The sequence below is a fragment of the Streptomyces sp. NPDC015032 genome (genome assembly GCF_043080425.1).
Classification (GTDB): domain Bacteria; phylum Actinomycetota; class Actinomycetes; order Streptomycetales; family Streptomycetaceae; genus Streptomyces.
In genome coordinates, this window is sequence record NZ_JBIBVN010000002.1 from 103,073 (window position 1) to 120,352 (window position 17,280).

Sequence of the window (17,280 nt, forward strand, 5' to 3'; positions counted from 1 at the left end):
CCTGCTCGGCGTGGTCGTTGCCGGCGAGCGCGTCGCAGCTGCGAAACGGTTCAGCTGCCGTCGCGCAGATCGGCGACTCCCGTCGTACGGAAGGCGATCCGGTCGAAGGCCGCCTCGCAGCCCTCGCCCGTCGGTGACTGGACCAGGAAACCGATCGACGCCTCGGCCGCCCGTTCCGGTTCGCCGAGGGTGAAGACCCGGACGAAGGTCCACTTCTCGCCGTCGGGTGAGGCGTGGAAGGCGAACGCGTCGCCCGTGCGGCTGAGGCGGAGCCAGCAGCTGTCGCCGTCCACGACGAAGGAGTTGACGTCGTCGGAGTGGCCCCGGGTGACGACCGTGCACACGGTGGGGAGGTCCGGGGAGAGTTCCAGGCAGATCTTGGCCCACTCCCGTTCCCCGACGTGGAGGTAGAGCACTCCGGCGTCGAAGGCGGCGGCGAAGCCGACCCGGACCCGGGCCATCAGCTGGAAGTCGCCCCGGGGTGCGGGACCGAGGAGGCGGGGTGCGTCGCTCGCGGAATCGAGGGATTCGCCGCCCGGTGGTACGAAGCGGTCCTGACGGGCGCCCGCCCGGCCGGTCAGTACGCCGTTCTCGTACGTCCACTCGGCCTCGGGGCCGAACGGGTTCAGCGCAAAGGGGAGTTCGGGGAGGTGCGGGGTCATGCGCGTCGGCCGTCCACTCGGCGGGGCAGGTTCAGGGGGTTGTCCTCGCGGAGCTCCGGGGGGAGCAGGGCCTCGGGGGTCGTCTGGTAGGTGACCGGGCGCAGCCAGCGTTCGATCGCGGTGGCGCCGACCGAGGTGGAGGTGGAGGTGGTGGCCGGGTAGGGGCCGCCATGGTGCTGGGCGGGGGCGACGGCGACGCCGGTCGGCCAGCCGTTGACGAGGACCCGGCCGGCCAGCGGGGTGAGGGCCGCGAGGAGTCCCGGGGCATCGGCGTCCGCGCCGTCCGCGGCGATCTGGAGGGTGGCGGTGAGATTGCCGGGGAGCCGGGAGAGGACGGCGGTGATCTCGTCCTCGGAGGCGTAGCGGGCGACGACCGTGACCGGCCCGAAGCACTCCTCCAGGAGCGCGTCGTGGGGGCCCTCGGTGGTGAGGAGGTGCGCCGGTACGGTGAGGAAACCGGCCGAGACGGTGTGGTCGCCGCCCGCGCCGGGGGTGACCGGGGCCTCCACACCGGGGAGTTCGGCCCGTTCGCGTACGCCCGCGACGAAGGCGTCGCGCATCCGGTGGTCGAGCAGGACGCCGGCCTCGGCGTCGCTGACCGCGTCGGTCAGGGACTTCAGCAGCCGGTCGCCGGTCTCGCCGGCCGGGGCCAGGACGAAGCCGGGTTTGGTGCAGAACTGGCCCGACCCCATCGTCATGGAGCCCGCGAGCCCGGCGCCGATCTGCTCGCCGCGCTCGGCGGCGGCCGCCTCGGTGACGACGACGGGGTTGAGGGAGCCCAGTTCGCCGTGGAAGGGGATGGGCACGGGGCGGGCGCCCGCCGCGTCGAACAGGGCGCGGCCGCCGCGTACGGAGCCGGTGAAGCCGGCGGCGGCGACGAGCGGGTGCTTGATCAGCTCGATGCCCGCGTCGAAGCCGTGCACCAGGGTCAGCACGTCCTCCGGCAGGCCCACCCGGGCCGCTGCCCGGCGCAGTACGGAGGCGCACAGTTCGGAGGTGGCGGGGTGGTCCGGGTGCGCCTTGACGACGACCGGGCAGCCGGCGGCCAGTGCGCTGGCAGTGTCGCCGCCGGGGACGGAGAAGGCGAGCGGGAAGTTGCTGGCCGCGTAGACGGCGACGACGCCGAGCGGGATCTTGTAGCGGCGCAGGTCGGGCCAGGGCGGGGTCCTGGTGGCGTCCGCGTGGTCGATGTGGATGTCGAGGAAGGCGCCCTCGTCGACAACCTCCGCGAAGGCCCTCAGCTGGGCTGCCGTACGCGCGAGTTCACCGGTGAGCCGGGCCGGGCCGAGTGCGGTCTCCGCGTCGGCGGCCTCGACGATGTGCTCCCCGGCCCCGGTGAGCAGCTCGGCGGCCGTACGCAGGAACGCGGCGCGCACGGTGCGGTCGGTGAGCGATGCGCGCACCGCGTGGGCGGCCCGGACCGCACGGTCGACCTCCTCCGCTGTAGCCTCCACCGCAACCTGCTCACGCGGGTTCCCGGTGCGGGGGTCGACGCTCCAGACTGGTGCTGCTGCCACCGTGATTCCTTCCGCTCCGCTGCCGCACATCAGAAGTAGTTCGGTATTCTGAACATAGTTCCTGTTCGTGAATATGCGGCGACTCTATTTCCGGGTCTTCGGTGTTGGCAAGGAGTCGCCGACTCCCAGGGGGCGCAGTATTTCGCAGATGGGCTGGAAAGGGCGTAGGACGATGTCGGCTGCCGAGTCTGGTGGGGCACAGGTCAAGTCCGCTGTGCGGACGGTGGAACTGCTCGAATACTTCGCCGGGCAACCCGGCATGCACTCGCTCGCGGCGGTGCAGGAGGCCGTCGGCTACCCCAAGTCCAGCCTCTACATGCTGCTGCGCACGCTGGTGGAGCTGGGCTGGGTGGAGACCGACGCGACCGGCACACGGTACGGGATCGGCGTGCGGGCCCTGCTGGTCGGCACCTCGTACATCGACGGTGACGAGGTCGTCGCGGCCGCCCGTCCGACCCTGGACCGGCTCTCCGACGACACGACGGAGACCATCCACCTGGCCCGCCTCGACGGGACGAACGTGGTGTACCTCGCCACCCGGCAGTCCCAGCACTATCTGCGCCCCTTCACCCGCGTCGGCCGCCGGCTGCCCGCCCACTCGACCTCGCTCGGCAAGGCGCTGCTGGCCACCCACAGCGACGAGCAGGTCCGCAGGATGCTCCCGCAGACGCTGCCCGCGCTGACCGAGCACACCATCACCGACCGCGAGAAGCTCATCGAGGAGCTTCACCTCATCCGCGAGCAGGGGTACGCGGTGGACCGCGAGGAGAACACCCTCGGGCTGCGCTGCTTCGGCATCGCCGTCCCGTACCGCACCCCCGCCCGCGACGCCATCAGCTGCTCGGTGCCGGTCGCCCGGCTCACGCCCGCGCACGAGCAGATGGTGAAGGACGCGCTGTTCGACGCGCGCGACCGCCTGACGCTCGCCACCCGGAGGCTCTGAATCATGCAGGTTTCCCTGCGCGAGGTGCGCGACGGCGATCTCTCGCTGTTCTTCGCGTTCATGTCCGACCCGGAGTCGGTCAGGACGGCCGCCTTCACAGTTGAGGATCCCACCGACCGGCGCGCGTTCGACGCCCACTGGCGGCGCATCCTCGCCGACGGTTCCGTGGTGATGCGGACGGTGGTCGTGGACGGCGTGGTGGTCGGCAACGCCGGGGCGTACGGGCCCCCGGGCGACCGCCAGGTGACCTACTGGATCGACCGGGCGCACTGGGGCCGCGGGCTCGCGACGGCCGCGCTGCGCGCACTGCTCGACGCCGTACCGGAACGCCCGCTGCACGCGCGGGCCGCGGCCGACAACGCCGGCTCGCGCCGGGTGCTGGAGAAGTGCGGGTTCGCCGTCACGGGCAAGGACCACGGGTTCTCGCACGCCCGCGGCGAGGACACCGACGAGCTGCTGTTCACCCTGCCGGAGTGAGCCGGGACATCCCCGGCCTCACATGAGGAATCGGTGAGAAGCGGCACAACCGGGAACACCGCGCGACGCCCCGCTCGTCCCTCCCGTGGGATGAACAAAACGATCAGGCACGCCTCGGTCTTCTGTCTGCTGCTGGTCCTCGCCCTGCTGGTGCGGGCGACCTGGCTGCAGGCGTACCAGGCACAGGCGCTCGCAGACAACGAACACAACCGGCGGAAGACCATCGCGCAGTACGCGCAGCCGCTCGGGGACATCATCGTGGCCGGGAACCCAGTCACCGGATCGGAGAGGACGACGGGCGGCGACCTCGCGTACAAGCGCACCTACACACAGGGCGAGCTCTACGCGGCCGTCACCGGCTACAGCTCGCAGGCGTACGGTGCCACGCAGCTCGAAGGAATCTACAGCCATGTGCTGGACGGCACCGACGACCGGCTGAAGAACCCGATGGACATGGTGACGGGCAAGCAGGCGGCCCCCGGCAACGTCCTGACGACGATCGACCCCGATGTGCAGAAGGCGGGGTACGAGGCGCTCGGCAACGACAAGGGCGCGGCGGTCGCGATCGACCCGAAGACCGGGCAGATCCTGGGCGTGGTCTCCACCCCTTCGTACGACCCGTCGAAGATCAGCGGAACGACGGACGGCGACGCCTGGCAGAAGCTGCTCGACGACAAGGACAAGCCACTGGTCAACCGCGCGCTGCGGCAGCCGCTGGCACCCGGTTCGACGTTCAAGCTGGTGGTGGCGGCCGCGGCACTGGAGGACGGGCTGTACGGCTCCGTCGACGAGCGCACGGACAGCCCCAATCCGTACACCCTGCCCAACACCAGCACCGTCCTGAAGAACGAGAACCCCTCGGCCCCGTGCGAGAACGCCACGCTGCGCACCGCTCTCCAGTACTCCTGCAACAACGTCTTCGCGAAGGTCGCCGCCGACCTCGGCCAGGACAAGGTCAGGGCGATGGCGGAGAAGTTCGGCTTCAACACGGAGAAGCTCGATATGCCGGTCCGGGCCTCCGAGAGCGTCTATCCGTCCGGCATGGACAAGCCGCAGACGGCGCTCACAGGCATCGGTCAGTTCGAGGTCACCGCAACACCGCTGCAGGTCGCCATGGTCTCGGCCACCCTCGCCAACGGCGGCGAACTGGCCGCACCGCACATGGTGTCCGAGGTGACGGACTCCAAGGGCAACAGCCTCCAGGACTTCGCCGACGGGGACACCGAGCGGGTCGTCTCGCAGTCCACCGCGGAGCAGTTGCGCAGCGCAATGGTGACCGTCGTCGAGAAGGGCACCGGCAGCAACGCCCGGATCCCTGGGGCCGAGGTGGGCGGCAAGACGGGTACCGCGCAGAACGGCGTGGACAACAGCAATACCCCGTACGCCTGGTTCACCTCGTACGCGAAGGACAAGTCCAGCGGCAAGGAGGTCGCGGTGGCGGTGATCGTCGAGGACTCGGGCGCGGCCCGTTCGGAGGTCGGCGGCAACAGTCTGGCGGCGCCGATCGCCCAGAAGATGATGAAGGCGGCACTCAAGGGGTGAGCGCAGGCACACGTCGTACGCCTCCCGGGCCATGGCGGCGCCGGCCATGCGCACGAAGACACGACGCGAAGAAGCCGGAACGGGCCGGTATGTGTCGTCAACGCTTCTGACAGGAGCCGCGCGGACATCCGGCATGTGCCGTACACCCGGTGCCGGGTCCACGGGCGCGGCCGGGAAGGGGTAGGGCATCCGCCCGATGCCGCCGGCCGTCCTCAGTCACCAGCCTGAACAGGTGACGAAGGCACGGGCCAGGAGGGTGGCGGTGGGTTCCATGACGGGGTCGGCGACGGTGCGGGTACTGCGGGACCGCACGGCGGGACTGTTTCTGGCGGCGGTCGTCGTCTCCGGTTTCGGGACGTCCGCGATGTGGCTCGCGGCCGGGGTCTGGGTCAAGTCGCTCACCGGCTCGGACAGTCTGGCGGCGCTCGCCGTCTTCGCCATGTGGCTGCCGGTGCTGGTCGGGCCCGCGCTCGGGGCGATCGCCGACCGGATTCCCAGGAAGCCGCTCCTCGTCCGGTCGAACCTCGTCATGGCGGTGCTGCTGGCCTCACTGGTCGTGGTCGATTCAGCGGGGCGGGTCTGGATCCTCTTCGCCGTGCTCGTCCTGTACGGAACGAGTTTCGTCCTGATGGAAGCGGCCGAGTCCGCGCTGGTCGCCGGGGCCGTCGACCCCCGGCTGCTGGGCGATTTCAACGGGCTGCGGATGCTGGCGAACGAAGGCATGAAGCTGCTGGCGCCGCTGACCGGCGCGGCGCTCTACGCCCGGTTCGGGGGCGGCGCGGTGGCACTGCTGGACGCGGTGTCGTTCGCACTGGCGGCCGGGGTCTGCGCGCTGCTGCCGGCCCGGGAGCCGACCGCGGCCGCTCCGGCCGACAAGTGGGGAGAACTCGCCGCGGGTGTACGGCAGTTGTGGGGGTCGCCGTTGCTGCGGCCGCTGGTGCTCGCGGGCTCGGTGACGATGCTGTGCGCGGGGCTGAACGGAGCCGCGGTGTACGCCGTCGTCGATGACGGTCTCGGGCGCTCCCCCGCGTACGCGGGTGTGCTGTACGCCGTGCAGGGTGCCGGGTCCGTCGCCGCCGGGCTGCTGGCGGGGCCGTTGCTGCGGCGGCTGCCGGAGCGGGTGTTCACGGCGGCCGGGATCTCCCTGTTCGCGGTGGCGGTGGGGGCGCGGGCGCTGCCGTACGACGCGGTGGCGCTGGCGGCGAGCGCGGCCATCGGGATCGGTCTGCCGTGCGTGCTGATCGCCGCGATGACGGCGGTGCAGCGGGAGACTCCGGACGCCGTGCTGGGCCGTACCACCGCGACCGCCAACACGCTGATGATGGTGCCGAACGCGGTGGCGCTGGCGCTCGGCGCGGGGCTGGTCGCACTGGTGGACATCCGGGTGCTGCTGCCGGTGACCGGCGCGGCGGCGCTGCTGACCGCTGCCCTGCTGGTCACGGGCCGGCGAACGGCGTCTCCCCCGCTCGAACAGGATCGAGAGCCCCGGGACGTCTGACGGACGCCCCCCACCGGCCCGGCGCCTTCACCGGCCGAGGCGCGACAGTGCTCCGGCGACGGTCCTGAGGTCCGGGCCGGAGGCCAACCCGGCGTGGTACAGGCGCAGTTGGTTCGCGCCGAGCGATGCCGCGTGCGCAGCGTCCCGCTCCAGCGTGGCGGGGCCGCCACCCATCCCCGTGACCACGGTGAAGTTGGCCGCGAGCACGCCCCCGCGCCCGGCGAACGGGCCGAGGACGGCCTCGCGCGCCGCGTCGCCGCCGGTGCAGGGCAGCACCACACCGTCCGCCACGGACAGGATGTGCTCCGGGTCGACACCGACGTTGGCGCCACAGCGGTACGGGGCGGGGTCGGCGTGCAGCAGCACCTGGAAGCCCGGCTCGGCCGCCGCCCGCACCGCGGCGACCGCGTCCTCCTGGAGCCTACGGGCGACCCGGACACGCCACTGGAGAGTGGCGGCGGCGAGGTCGGCGCCGAGCAGCTTTTCGATGCCCGCCCACCCGGCCTCCGGGGAGCCGGCACCGGACCAGGCCGGGTCGAGTGCGCGGCGTACGGCTGCGGCCAGCTCGTCGCCGTCCAGGCCGTGCTCGGCGTATCCGGTCCGGCAGTCCGGGCAGAAGCAGAGCGACATCAGATACTGTGCCGCGTCCCCGAGCCCGACGCCCGCGATCTTGTCGTGGGCGTGCAGATGCGCGAAGCCGTACCAGCCGCAGGATTCCAGCTCCGTGCCCCGCGCCCCGTCCCGTACCGCCGCCTCCGCCGCCAGAGCGACCAGGTACGCGCCCACCGCGGGCCGGGCGATGCAGGGCGCCCACGGATAGCGGTCACCGTAGGCATTGACCACCGAGGTGGCCGGATACTCGGCGCCCATCCGGGAGTTGTGCGCGAGGACCACCCAGGTGTGCACCTCCAGGCCGGCATCGGTGAGGGCCTGTGCAGCCTCGGCGTACGGATCGTCCGAGGCCACCCAGGACTGTTCGTACGGACGCAGCTCGCGCCCCGCCCATCGTGCGGCGTCCGGCGGGTAGAGCACCGCGGCGTGCTCGGCGGTGACGATGCGGCGGCCGGGGTGGCGCGGGGTCAGCGCCCGGGTGGAGTGGTAGGCGGCGGCGAGCGTCACCTGCCGGACGCCCAGGTCCGCGACGCGGGCGGCCGCGTCCGGGTCACCGACGACGTCCCACGGGTAGAGGAAGGCGGAGGTCTTCATCCGTGCCGCTCCTGCCCGTACTTCTCCAGCAGGGCGCGGCCGCGCGCGATGATCCCGGTGAGCTCCTCGATATGGGCGGCGGGAGGCTCGCCGAGCGGGGTCCGTACCTCGCCCACGTCCAGACCGCCCAGCCGGACCGCCGCCTTGACCAGCGAGACCGCGTAGCCGCGGCCCTTGGCGCGCAGTTCGACGAGCGGCCGGTAGAAGTGGTCGAGGAGCGCGCCCACCAGGTCGTCGTCGCCGGAGTCCAGCGCCCGGTAGAAGGCGAGCGCGATATCGGGCGCGAAGGCGAAGACGGCGGAGGAGTAGAGCCTGACGCCGATGCCCCGGTAGGCGAGGCCGGTGAGTTCGGCGGTGGGCAGCCCGTTGAAGTACAGGAAGTCCCGGCCGGGCCGTTCGGTACGGACGGCGCTGACGATGCGCTGCATCAGATCGAGGTCGCCGTGGCCGTCCTTGAGGCCGATGACACCGGGTGTCCCGGCCAGCGCGACGACGGTCTTTGGGGTGAAGACGGCGTTGTCCCGCTGGTAGACGATCGTCTCCAGGCCGGTGGCCGCGGCGAGCGCCGTGTAGTGGCCCAGCAGTCCCGCCTGGTCGGCGACGACGAGATACGGGGGCATGGCCAGGAGCCCGTCCGCACCCGCCTCCTCCGCGAGCCTCGCGTACTGGATCGCGAGCGCTGTGCCGTACCCGGCGCCCGCGACGACGGGCACCTCTCCGGCGGTCTCCTCGACGGCCGCGGCGACGACGAGGCGGAACTCCTCCGGTGTCAGCGCATGGAACTCACCGGTGCCGCAGCAGGCGAAGACGGCCGCCGCACCCGCGTCGATGCCGGTCCGCACATGCGTGCGGAAGGTGTCGAGGTCGACGGCGCCGTCCGGTCCGTACGCGGTGACGGGGAAGAAGAGCGGCCCGGCGACATGGCTGAGTCGGGCGGCAAGAGGGGCTGAGGTCACGGGCGCTCCCTGAGCAGATTCAGGCGTGCACAATTATGATCGGCGTCCATATTCATGAACGCCCACACGCTAAGGCAGTCGCCCTGCGCAGGTCAAGACGATGGCCCGCGACCCGTCCGAGCCCGGCGACGGAGATTCCGGCACCGAATGGGCGCTGGAGGCGGAAGCCGCCGCCCCCGCCGGAGAGGGCCCGACGCTTGACGTGATACGACCGGACTTCTTAGCTTGTCCATGCATATGAATGCAGTCCATGGAGTTGGCACCCGTGTGCACGCGCCACACGTGCCGCAGAGCCCCTGCCGGGTGCGCAGCTCGCGCACTATCGCCCATGTACCGAGGAGATCCGCGTATGCCCGCTCCCCGCACCGTCCTGCTGACCGGCGCCGCCGGCGGCCTCGGCACCTTGATGCGCGGACTCCTGCCCGCGTACGGCTACGAGCTCCGCCTCTTCGACGCCGTTCCCGTGGAGGGCGAGCCGGACGCGGTCACGGCCGACCTCGGTGACAAGGAGGCGCTGCGCGAGGCCGTGCGGGGTGTCGACGCGGTCATCCACCTCGCGGGCATCTCCCTGGAAGCCTCCTTCGACAAAATCCTGAAGGCGAACATCGAGGGGACGTACAACCTTTACGAGGCCGCGCGCCAAGAGGGGGTGCGGCGCGTCGTGTTCGCCTCCTCCAACCACGTCGTCGGCTACACCCCCCGCCCGCTCCCCGGCGATCCGCTGATCCCCATCGACGCCCCGCGCCGCCCCGACACCTTCTACGGCCTGTCCAAATCCTTCGGCGAGGACCTCGCCCAGCTGTACTGGGACCGGCACGGCATGGAGACCGTCTCCGTGCGCATCGGCTCCTGCTTCCCGGAGCCGACCTCCGTACGGATGCTCTCGGTATGGATGAGCCCGGAGGACGGCGCCCGGCTCTTCCACGCCGCGCTCACCGCCGAGGACGTGCGGCACACCGTCGTCCACGGCTCGTCCGCCAACACCCGGCTGTGGTGGGACCTGACGACGGCACGCTCGCTCGGCTACGAGCCCAGGGACGACTCGGAGCGGTACGCGGCCGGGCTCATCGCCGCACAGGGCGAACTGGACCCGGACAACCCCGACCACGCCCACCTCGGCGGCCACTTCTGCACCAACCCGCCGATCTGGCCGCGCTAGGACTCATCGGCATCCCGCCGGCCCCCGGTCCCACCGGTCTCGCCAGTCCCGTGGGTCCCGTCGGTCCCGTCGGTCCGGTCAGTCCCGTCAGTCCCGTCAGTCCCGTCAGTCCCGTCGCGTCAAGAGTGCGCCAAGGCGACGAAGGCGGGCAAAGGTAAGGGAACGGCAAAGCCTGGTCGTTCGTTACTCCGTGCATGACCGCTATGACCCCCGGCTCGAACATCCCTCTCTCCGCCGCCCGCGTGGCAGTGGACGTCTCCGCCCCGGTGCGGCTCGACGTTTCGGGCCTGCTGCTCACCGCCGACGGCAAGGTGCGTTCCGACGACGACTTCATCTTCTACAACCAGCCCACCGGCCCCGGGGTGACCTACCGCTCCGGCGGCGGCACCGCACCGGACGCGATCGTGGTGGACACCACCGCGGTCCCGCCCGGCATCGAGAAGATCGTCGTCACGGCGAGTCCGGACGCGGCGGGCCAGACCTTCCAGGGCATCGAGCCCACCGCGACCGTCCGCAACGCCGACGACAGCAGCGTGCTCGCCACGTTCACGCCGCCCCGCCTGGGCACCGAGACGGCGCTGGTGGTCATCGAGGTCTACCTCCGCAACGGCGCCTGGAAGGCCCGCGCGGTCGGCCAGGGCTATGCGAACGGACTGGCCGGAATCGCCACGGACTTCGGCGTCTCGGTCGAGGAGGAGCCCGCCGCCGCTCCTGCCGCCGCGCCCGCACCCGCCCCGGCTCCCGTCGCACCCCCGATGCCCGCCGCCCCGCCCATGGACCCGCGGATCGCCGCACCGCCGGCCCCCGCGGCCCCGCCGGCCCCCGCGGCCCCGCCGGCCGCCGCGCCCGCCGCGCCCGCCGCCTCCGGCAAGATCAACCTCGACAAGGGGCGGGTCAGCCTCCAGAAGAACCAGACGGTCTCCCTGGTCAAGGGCGGCCGGCCGCTGCTCTCCCAGGTCAAGATGGGCCTCGGCTGGGAGCCCGCGTTCCGCGGCAAGGACATCGACCTCGACGCCTCGGTGATCGCCTACGGCCCCAACCGGAACCACCTGGACAGCTGCTACTTCGGCAAGCTCTCCATCCTGAACGGCGCGATCAAGCACTCCGGCGACAACCTCACCGGCGAGGGCGCGGGCGACGACGAAGTGATCGTCGTCGACCTGGGCCGGATCCCGGCGGAGGCGACCGGCCTGGTCTTCACGGTCAACTCCTTCACCGGCCAGAAGTTCACCGAGGTGGCCAAGGCGTACTGCCGGCTGGTCGACGCCGCCACCGGCGAGGAGCTGGTGCGCTTCGACCTGACCGGCGCCGAGCCGCAGACCGGCGTGATGATGGCCAAGCTGATCAAGCAGTTCTCCGGCGAGTGGGAGATGACGGCCATGGGCAACTTCGTGAAGTCACGCACCGTCCGCGGCATGGTGAAGCCCGCCGCCCAAGCCCTGTAACGCCGCGACGGTCTCCGGCGGGACTCTCCGGTACGGCTTCAGGGGCACCCGCGCGTGCCAGGTGCCCCTGAAGCCGCAGAGCATGACGGGACCGCGCTGCGCGTGCTCGTCGGCTCTCTCAGAGCTTGGTCAGCTTGGAGTACGGGCTCAGGATCCTCCCCTGACGCCCCGAGAAGTCGATGAGCACCGCGTCGTTGTCGCCCTCGACGGCGAGGACGCGGCCGAGTCCGAACTGATCGTGCGACACCCTGTCGCCCACATCGAACAATTCGACCGGTGGGGCCGCCTGGGCCGGGCGGTTGAAGGGACTGGAGGGCAGGTGGCGCCGGGATCCGGCTGACTGTTTCATTACCTTGAGTATGCGCCCTGGGAAGGCCCGACGCCATGCCCGTCCACTCCTGGGGGCGTACTGATGCCGGATTCGTTGTCAGCGCTTCCAGGGCCAGTCCGCGTCCCGGCCCGCCTCCAGCAGCGGCACCATGCGGAACGCCGCGTCCGAAAGCCCCCCGAAGGTATGCCGGTTGCGGCCTCCCGACGGGGCGTGCCCGACCCGGTATCCAGCCAGGTTCCAGGTGTAGACGGGCACGGTGGCCGGCACGGCCGCGGTGGCGTCCGCGGCGTACGAGAACGAAGCCTGCTCGTCGGTAGGAAGCGCGAGGCAATGACGCGCGACATGCCCTCCGCGGGACTTCCGGCGGTACCGGCCGTCAGTGACGGTTCGGCTGACGCTTCCAGGGACCGGTGATGGCGAGCATGATGCCCGGCGTCTGGATGTTCGCGTACAGCGTCCTGCCGTCGGGCGAGAAGGTGACACCGGTGAACTCGCTGTACTCCGGCTCCTCTTCGGTGCCCGCGTTCAGCTCGTTGCGCGCGATCGGGTAGGTGCGGCCGCTCTCGGTCGCCCCGAAGAGGTGCTGGATGCCGTTGCCGTCCTCGGCGATGACCAGGCCGCCGTACGGCGAGACGGTGATGTTGTCCGGGCCGTCGAAGGCACCGTCCTTCGACGGATCGGCGTTCACGCCCAGGAGCACCTTCAGCGTCAGCGTGCGGCGCTTCGGGTCGTAGAACCAGACCTGGCCGTCGTGCTGGACGGGGCTCTCGCCGCGGGCGAACGAGGAGACGACGTACGCGCCGCCGTCGCCCCACCACATGCCTTCGAGCTTGCGGGCGCGGGTGACCTCGCCGTTCGCGAACTGCTTGCGCACCGAGACGGTCCTCGCGTCACGGTCGGGTACGTCGACCCAGTCCACGCCGTACACCGTGCCGATCTTCGTGGCGCGGGACAGGTCGTCGACGAACGTGCCGTTGCTGTCGAAGCACTTGGTGGCCTGGAGGACACCGGCGTCGTCGGCCAGCGTGCGCAGCTTGCCGCGGCCGTGCCGGAAGCCGTGCGGCGGAACCCAGCGGTAGAGGAGCCCGTTGGGGCCCGAGGCGTCCTCGGTCAGGTAGGCGTGGCCGCGCTTGGGGTCGATGACGACGGCCTCGTGGGCGTACCGGCCGAACGCCTTGATGGGGCGGGGGTCGCGGTTGGCGCGCTTGTCGTACGGGTCGACCTCGAAGACGTAACCGTGGTCCTTGAGCAGACCGTTCCTGCCGGCCTTGTCCTCGGTCTCCTCGCAGGTGAGCCAGGTGCCCCACGGGGAGGCGCCACCGGCGCAGTTGGTGGACGTCCCGGCGATGCCGACCCACTCGGCGGTACGGCCGTCGCGGCGGGTCTCCACGACGGTGCAGCCGCCGGCCGCGACCCGGTCGTAGACGAGGCCCTCGGTGAGCGGTACCGGGTGCTCCCAGTCGGCCCGGGTGCCGCTCAGCTCGTGGTTGTTGACGAGCAGGGTGACGCCGCGAGGGCCCTCGAAGGTGGCCGTGCCGTCGTGGTTGGACGGGGTGTACTCGCCGGTCTCCAGCTTGGTGACACCACTGTGGGTGATGATCTCGTACGAGAATCCGGCGGGCAGCGCGAGAATGCCCTCGGGGTCGGCGAGCAGCGGCCCGTAGCCCGGCTCGTCGTGGTGTCCGTGGTCGTGCCCGTGATCGCCGTCGTGCCCGTGGCCTTGGATCGAGTCCGTCGCGGCCAGGGCACCGGGTGCGGTGGCCAGCGCCGCGACGGTACCGGTCAGGGCGATGCCGGCACCGGTGAGGGCGGACTGTCTGGTGAATTCCCTGCGCGTGAAGGGCATCACGTACTCCTGGGTCGACTGGGCGGGTTGTTGGCTCGCCCACAGTCGCGCCCCTGCCCGAACACCAGTTGAACCACGGATGACGCCGAGGGGCATCCTTCCTGTGCAGTTGGCCGAATGCGGTCCAGTTGGCCGGATGCAGCCGCCCGAGCGGGCGTCGCGCCCGGTTGCGCGTATCAGGATCCTGTACGCGACCGCGCCTTGAACGCCGCCTTCCGGGCCTCCTTGGCCTTCTTCTTGTCGCTGTGCAGCCGCCCCATCGCTTCGAGGACCTCCGCGGTCGCCGGGTGCTCCACCCGCCACGCCTCGCCGAAGAAGCCGCTGTGCTGACCCGCCAGGCCCTCGACCAGGTCCTGGAGCTCGTCCAGGTCGCCCTCGGCCTCCAGTTGGGCCGCGATCGTGTCGATGGCGAGCCAGAAGATCATCGACTCGGGCGGCGCGGGTACGTCCGCCGCACCCGTTTCCGCGAGCCATACCCGGGCAAGGCCGCCCAGTTCGGCATCGTCCAGCACCGCGCGCACCGCGGGCTCCGCCCCCGTGCCGACCACGGCGAGCGCCTGCTGGCAGTGGAGCCGGCGCAGCGGCGCCTGCCGGTCCGTTCCGCGGGCCGCCGCCAGGAGTTCGGCCGCGGCGCCGTCCGTGCCGCGCCGGGTGAGCCACAGCTCGATCTCGCAGCGGGCCGCAGTCTCGGGGTAGTACGCGATGCCGCCGAGGAGCACGTCGGCGCCCTTGTCCGCGAGGTCGCCGATCGCCGGGGCGTCCACCCCCGCCTCCAGCATCCGGGCCCGGACGCCGTACAGGCCGAGCGGGGTCAGCTTCACCATCCCGTACCGGGTGACGTCCTCGTCGTCGGCCACGGCGGCGTCCTCGCCCTCCTCGGCCAGCAACGCCTCGTCCACCGGGCGGTACTCGACGATCCCGATGGGTTCGAGGACCCGGAACTGGTCGTCGAGGCGCATCATCGCCTCGGACACCTGTTCAAGGATGTCGTCGGTGGGCTCGCCCATGTCCTCCGGCACGATCATCGACGCGGCCAGCGCGGGCAGCGGTACGGGGGCCGCGTCCTCGCCGCCGTCGCCGACGGTGAGCAGGTACAGGTTGCCGAGGACCCCGTCGAGGAACTCCGCCTCGGCCTCCGGGTCCCAGTCCAGGGACTCGAAGTCCACCGAACCGTCCGCACCGACGAGGTCGGCGAAGTCCTCGAAGACGGGTGCGGTGGCATCGGCGTGGACGGCCTCCAGACCGTCGAGCCAGATCGACAGGACGTCCTGCGGCGATCCCCCGGTGATCAGCGTCAGGTTCTCCGCCGCGGCGGCGGTCCCCTCCGCGTCCTCCCCTTCGGCCTCCGCCGGGTCCTCGACGTCCACCAGCCCCGTGTCGACCGCGAGCCGCCATGCCTCGCTGGCCTCCGCCGCGCCTTCCTCGTCCGCCGTGAGGCCGAGGTGCTCGGCCGCCGCCGGCAACTGCGCTTCGACGAGCTCGCCACCGGCGCCGACCCGGGTCTCCGGGCCCGCCCAGCGGGCGAGCCGGACGGCGCGGGCGAGCAGCGGCGCGGCGAGCGCGTCCCGCGCCAGCTCGGCCTCGGTGCGCAGCCTTACGGGCGGCAGGGTGGGGCGCTCTTCGGACATCAGGCGGTTCTCCTCGGGGCGTACGGGACCGGGCGGCCCAAGCGTAGACGCATTTCGCCCCATGCCACCCGGTTCATGCAACGGACAGCGTCGGTCCACCCGGAGGTTCTTGACAACTGCCGTGCCCGCACAAGAGATTGACGCGCGTAGATCTCCATGCCTCCCCCGATACCCCCGGAGCCCGTGATGCCCGCCGCATCGTCCAGAACCACCGCCGTCTCCGCCGTAGTCGCCGCCGCGCTCGCCGCGGGCCTGCTCACCGGCGCCGCCACCACCTCCGCGTCCGCGTCCCCGTCCGCCGAGCCCTCCGTGGACGGCCGGGTCCGGATCCACGACATCCAGGGCACCACCCGGATATCCCCGTTCACGGGCCGGCAGGTCGACGGTGTCGCGGGCATCGTCACGGGTGTGCGGACGTACGGCTCGAAGGGCTTCTGGTTCCAGGACCCGAACCCCGACGCCGACCCCGCCACCAGCGAAGGTGTCTTCGTCTACACCGGCTCCGCACCGGCCGTCGCCGTCGGTGACGCGGTCACGGTCTCCGGCACGGTCGCCGAGTACGTTCCGGGCGGTGCCTCCTCCGGCAACCAGTCGCTCACCCAGATCACCAGGCCGACGGTCTCGGTGGTGTCCTCCGGCAACGCCCTGCCCGCACCGGTGACGGTCTCGGCACGCTCGGTCCCCTCCCGGTACACCCCGTCGGGCGACCCCGCGGCGGGCGGCTCGATCGACGCGCTCCCCCTTGCTCCGTCCCGCTACGCCCTGGACTACTACGAGTCCCTGGAGGGCATGAACATCCGCATCGGCGCCTCGCGGGTGGTCGGCGCCACCGACTCGCACGCCGAGCTGTGGGTGACGGTCAAGCCGCACGAGCACGCCAACCGCCGCGGTGGCACGGTCTACGGCTCGTACACCGCGCAGAACACCGGCCGGCTCCAGGTCCAGTCGCTGGTTCCGCTCGCCGAGCAGCCCTTCCCCACCGCCGATGTCGGCGATGTGCTGTCCGGTACGACCGAGGGCCCGCTCGACTTCAGCCAGTACGGCGGCTACACACTGACCGCCCGCACGATGGGCACGGTCACCGGCAAGGGCCTGCGCCGGGAGACGACCCGCAAGCAGCGCGGCGGCGAGCTGGCGGTGGCCACGTACAACGTCGAGAACCTCGACCCGGGTGACCCGCAGGAGAAGTTCGACGCGCTCGCCGCCGCCGTGGTCGACAACCTCGCCTCGCCCGACATCGTGGCGCTGGAGGAGATCCAGGACGACAACGGCGCGACGGACGACGGCACGGTCGCGGCCGGCCGGACCGTCGAGAAGTTCACCGCCGCGATCGTGGCCGCGGGCGGCCCGGCGTACGAGTGGCGTTCCATCGACCCGGAGAACAAGAAGGACGGCGGCGAGCCCGGCGGCAACATCCGCCAGGTGTTCCTGTTCAACCCCGAGCGGGTGTCGTTCACCGACCGCGCGGGCGGCGACGCCACGACGGCGACCGATGTCGTACGAGAGCGGGGCCGGGCGGCCCTGACCCTCTCCCCCGGCCGGATCGACCCGGCGAACGCGGCCTGGAAGGACAGCCGCAAGCCGCTCGCCGGAGAGTTCCGCTTCCGCGGCCGTACGGTCTTCGTCGTCGCCAACCACTTCGCGTCCAAGGGCGGCGACGAGTCCATCGTCTCCCAGCACCAGCCGCCGACCCGCTCGTCGGAGGTGCAGCGGCACGCGCAGGCCGCAGTGGTCAACACCTTCGTGAAGAAGCTGCTGAGCGTCCAGAAGAACGCGGACGTCGTGGTCCTCGGTGACATCAACGACTTCGAGTTCTCCGGCACGGCCGAGGCGCTGTCGGCCGGCGGTGTCCTGTACCCGGCGGTGAAGTCCCTGCCGCGCCAGGAGCGCTACTCGTACGTCTACCAGGGCAACACCCAGGTGCTCGATCAGATCCTGACCAGCCCGTCGATCGACGACTTCGACTACGACAGCGTCCACATCAACGCCGAGTTCGCCGCGCAGAACAGCGACCACGACCCGCAGGTGCTCCGCTTCCGCCCGTAGCCCCTCTCGTCCGGGCCGGGCCGT

Annotated in this window: 14 protein-coding genes and 1 pseudogene; 7 read left to right on the forward strand and 8 right to left on the reverse strand. The window is 71.5% G+C overall.

Going from position 1 to position 17,280, the window contains the following annotated elements:
• Window positions 1–50: 50 nt before the first annotated feature.
• Window positions 51–662 (reverse strand): DUF1349 domain-containing protein, encoded by a 612-nt coding sequence (locus ACF08M_RS03370; RefSeq protein WP_392183534.1) that lies wholly within the window; start codon window positions 660–662, stop codon window positions 51–53.
• Window positions 659–2,179, reverse strand: coding sequence for an aldehyde dehydrogenase (NADP(+)) (locus ACF08M_RS03375; RefSeq protein WP_392183535.1), 1,521 nt, complete (start codon window positions 2,177–2,179; stop codon window positions 659–661). The genes ACF08M_RS03370 and ACF08M_RS03375 overlap by 4 nt, the downstream gene beginning before the upstream one ends.
• 172 nt (window positions 2,180–2,351) lie before the next feature.
• Between ACF08M_RS03375 and ACF08M_RS03380 the strand changes: the two genes are divergently transcribed.
• The 4 genes from ACF08M_RS03380 to ACF08M_RS03395 all read left to right on the forward strand — a co-directional run bounded on the left by ACF08M_RS03380 (window position 2,352) and on the right by ACF08M_RS03395 (window position 6,639).
• Complete coding sequence (locus ACF08M_RS03380; RefSeq protein WP_392183536.1) at window positions 2,352–3,122, forward strand: IclR family transcriptional regulator; 771 nt, start codon at window positions 2,352–2,354, stop codon at window positions 3,120–3,122.
• A 3-nt stretch (window positions 3,123–3,125) separates the two neighbouring features.
• Window positions 3,126–3,599 carry a GNAT family N-acetyltransferase gene (locus tag ACF08M_RS03385; protein ID WP_392183537.1) on the forward strand — a complete coding sequence of 158 codons (474 nt, stop codon included), beginning with the start codon at window positions 3,126–3,128 and terminating at the stop codon, window positions 3,597–3,599.
• A gap of 90 nt (window positions 3,600–3,689) precedes the next feature.
• Window positions 3,690–5,141, forward strand: coding sequence for a peptidoglycan D,D-transpeptidase FtsI family protein (locus tag ACF08M_RS03390; RefSeq protein ID WP_392183538.1), 1,452 nt, complete (start codon window positions 3,690–3,692; stop codon window positions 5,139–5,141).
• 271 nt (window positions 5,142–5,412) lie between these two features.
• Window positions 5,413–6,639, forward strand: a complete 1,227-nt coding sequence (locus ACF08M_RS03395; RefSeq protein ID WP_392183966.1) for an MFS transporter — start codon at window positions 5,413–5,415, stop codon at window positions 6,637–6,639.
• A gap of 27 nt (window positions 6,640–6,666) precedes the next feature.
• Here the strand turns inward: ACF08M_RS03395 and ACF08M_RS03400 are convergent, their stop codons facing one another.
• Both ACF08M_RS03400 and ACF08M_RS03405 read right to left on the reverse strand, forming a co-directional pair.
• Window positions 6,667–7,845 carry a hypothetical protein gene (locus tag ACF08M_RS03400; RefSeq protein WP_392183539.1) on the reverse strand — a complete coding sequence of 393 codons (1,179 nt, stop codon included), beginning with the start codon at window positions 7,843–7,845 and terminating at the stop codon, window positions 6,667–6,669.
• A complete protein-coding gene (locus ACF08M_RS03405) occupies window positions 7,842–8,801 on the reverse strand; it encodes a 5-dehydro-4-deoxyglucarate dehydratase (protein ID WP_392183540.1) in 960 nt (319 codons plus the stop codon). The genes ACF08M_RS03400 and ACF08M_RS03405 overlap by 4 nt, the downstream gene beginning before the upstream one ends.
• A gap of 349 nt (window positions 8,802–9,150) precedes the next feature.
• Here ACF08M_RS03405 and ACF08M_RS03410 point away from each other — a divergent pair, with 349 nt between their 5' ends.
• On the forward strand, window positions 9,151–9,960 hold the full coding sequence (locus ACF08M_RS03410) for an NAD-dependent epimerase/dehydratase family protein (protein WP_392183541.1): 810 nt from the start codon (window positions 9,151–9,153) through the stop codon (window positions 9,958–9,960).
• Between the two features lie 194 nt (window positions 9,961–10,154).
• A complete protein-coding gene (locus tag ACF08M_RS03415) occupies window positions 10,155–11,405 on the forward strand; it encodes a TerD family protein (RefSeq protein ID WP_392183542.1) in 1,251 nt (416 codons plus the stop codon).
• 118 nt (window positions 11,406–11,523) lie between these two features.
• Here the strand turns inward: ACF08M_RS03415 and ACF08M_RS03420 are convergent, their stop codons facing one another.
• The 4 genes and pseudogenes from ACF08M_RS03420 to ACF08M_RS03435 all read right to left on the reverse strand — a co-directional run bounded on the left by ACF08M_RS03420 (window position 11,524) and on the right by ACF08M_RS03435 (window position 15,210).
• Window positions 11,524–11,754, reverse strand: coding sequence for a hypothetical protein (locus tag ACF08M_RS03420; RefSeq protein ID WP_037711258.1), 231 nt, complete (start codon window positions 11,752–11,754; stop codon window positions 11,524–11,526).
• Between the two features lie 78 nt (window positions 11,755–11,832).
• Window positions 11,833–12,054, reverse strand: a pseudogene (locus ACF08M_RS03425) (TROVE domain-containing protein); the annotation flags it as partial.
• Window positions 12,055–12,112: 58 nt separating this feature from the next.
• Window positions 12,113–13,582, reverse strand: a complete 1,470-nt coding sequence (locus ACF08M_RS03430) for an alkaline phosphatase PhoX (RefSeq protein WP_392183543.1) — start codon at window positions 13,580–13,582, stop codon at window positions 12,113–12,115.
• Window positions 13,583–13,758: 176 nt separating this feature from the next.
• Entirely contained in the window at window positions 13,759–15,210 is a 1,452-nt protein-coding gene (locus ACF08M_RS03435; protein ID WP_392183544.1) for a hypothetical protein, read from the reverse strand.
• Between the two features lie 186 nt (window positions 15,211–15,396).
• Here ACF08M_RS03435 and ACF08M_RS03440 point away from each other — a divergent pair, with 186 nt between their 5' ends.
• Window positions 15,397–17,256, forward strand: coding sequence for an endonuclease/exonuclease/phosphatase family protein (locus ACF08M_RS03440; protein WP_392183545.1), 1,860 nt, complete (start codon window positions 15,397–15,399; stop codon window positions 17,254–17,256).
• Window positions 17,257–17,280 lie beyond the last annotated feature (24 nt).

Bases quoted from the DNA above. Each gene is read 5' to 3' on its own strand.
- ACF08M_RS03435 (WP_392183544.1), bottom strand. From the start codon at position 15,210: ATGTCCGAAGAGCGCCCCACCCTGCCGCCCGTAAGGCTGCGCACCGAG.
- ACF08M_RS03385 (WP_392183537.1), top strand. From the start codon at position 3,126: ATGCAGGTTTCCCTGCGCGAGGTGCGCGACGGCGATCTCTCGCTGTTC.
- ACF08M_RS03370 (WP_392183534.1), bottom strand. From the start codon at position 662: ATGACCCCGCACCTCCCCGAACTCCCCTTTGCGCTGAACCCGTTCGGC.
- ACF08M_RS03380 (WP_392183536.1), top strand. From the start codon at position 2,352: ATGTCGGCTGCCGAGTCTGGTGGGGCACAGGTCAAGTCCGCTGTGCGG.
- ACF08M_RS03415 (WP_392183542.1), top strand. From the start codon at position 10,155: ATGACCGCTATGACCCCCGGCTCGAACATCCCTCTCTCCGCCGCCCGC.
- ACF08M_RS03395 (WP_392183966.1), top strand. From the start codon at position 5,413: ATGACGGGGTCGGCGACGGTGCGGGTACTGCGGGACCGCACGGCGGGA.
- ACF08M_RS03410 (WP_392183541.1), top strand. From the start codon at position 9,151: ATGCCCGCTCCCCGCACCGTCCTGCTGACCGGCGCCGCCGGCGGCCTC.
- ACF08M_RS03430 (WP_392183543.1), bottom strand. From the start codon at position 13,582: ATGCCCTTCACGCGCAGGGAATTCACCAGACAGTCCGCCCTCACCGGT.
- ACF08M_RS03440 (WP_392183545.1), top strand. From the start codon at position 15,397: ATGCCCGCCGCATCGTCCAGAACCACCGCCGTCTCCGCCGTAGTCGCC.
- ACF08M_RS03420 (WP_037711258.1), bottom strand. From the start codon at position 11,754: ATGAAACAGTCAGCCGGATCCCGGCGCCACCTGCCCTCCAGTCCCTTC.
- ACF08M_RS03390 (WP_392183538.1), top strand. From the start codon at position 3,690: ATGAACAAAACGATCAGGCACGCCTCGGTCTTCTGTCTGCTGCTGGTC.
- ACF08M_RS03400 (WP_392183539.1), bottom strand. From the start codon at position 7,845: ATGAAGACCTCCGCCTTCCTCTACCCGTGGGACGTCGTCGGTGACCCG.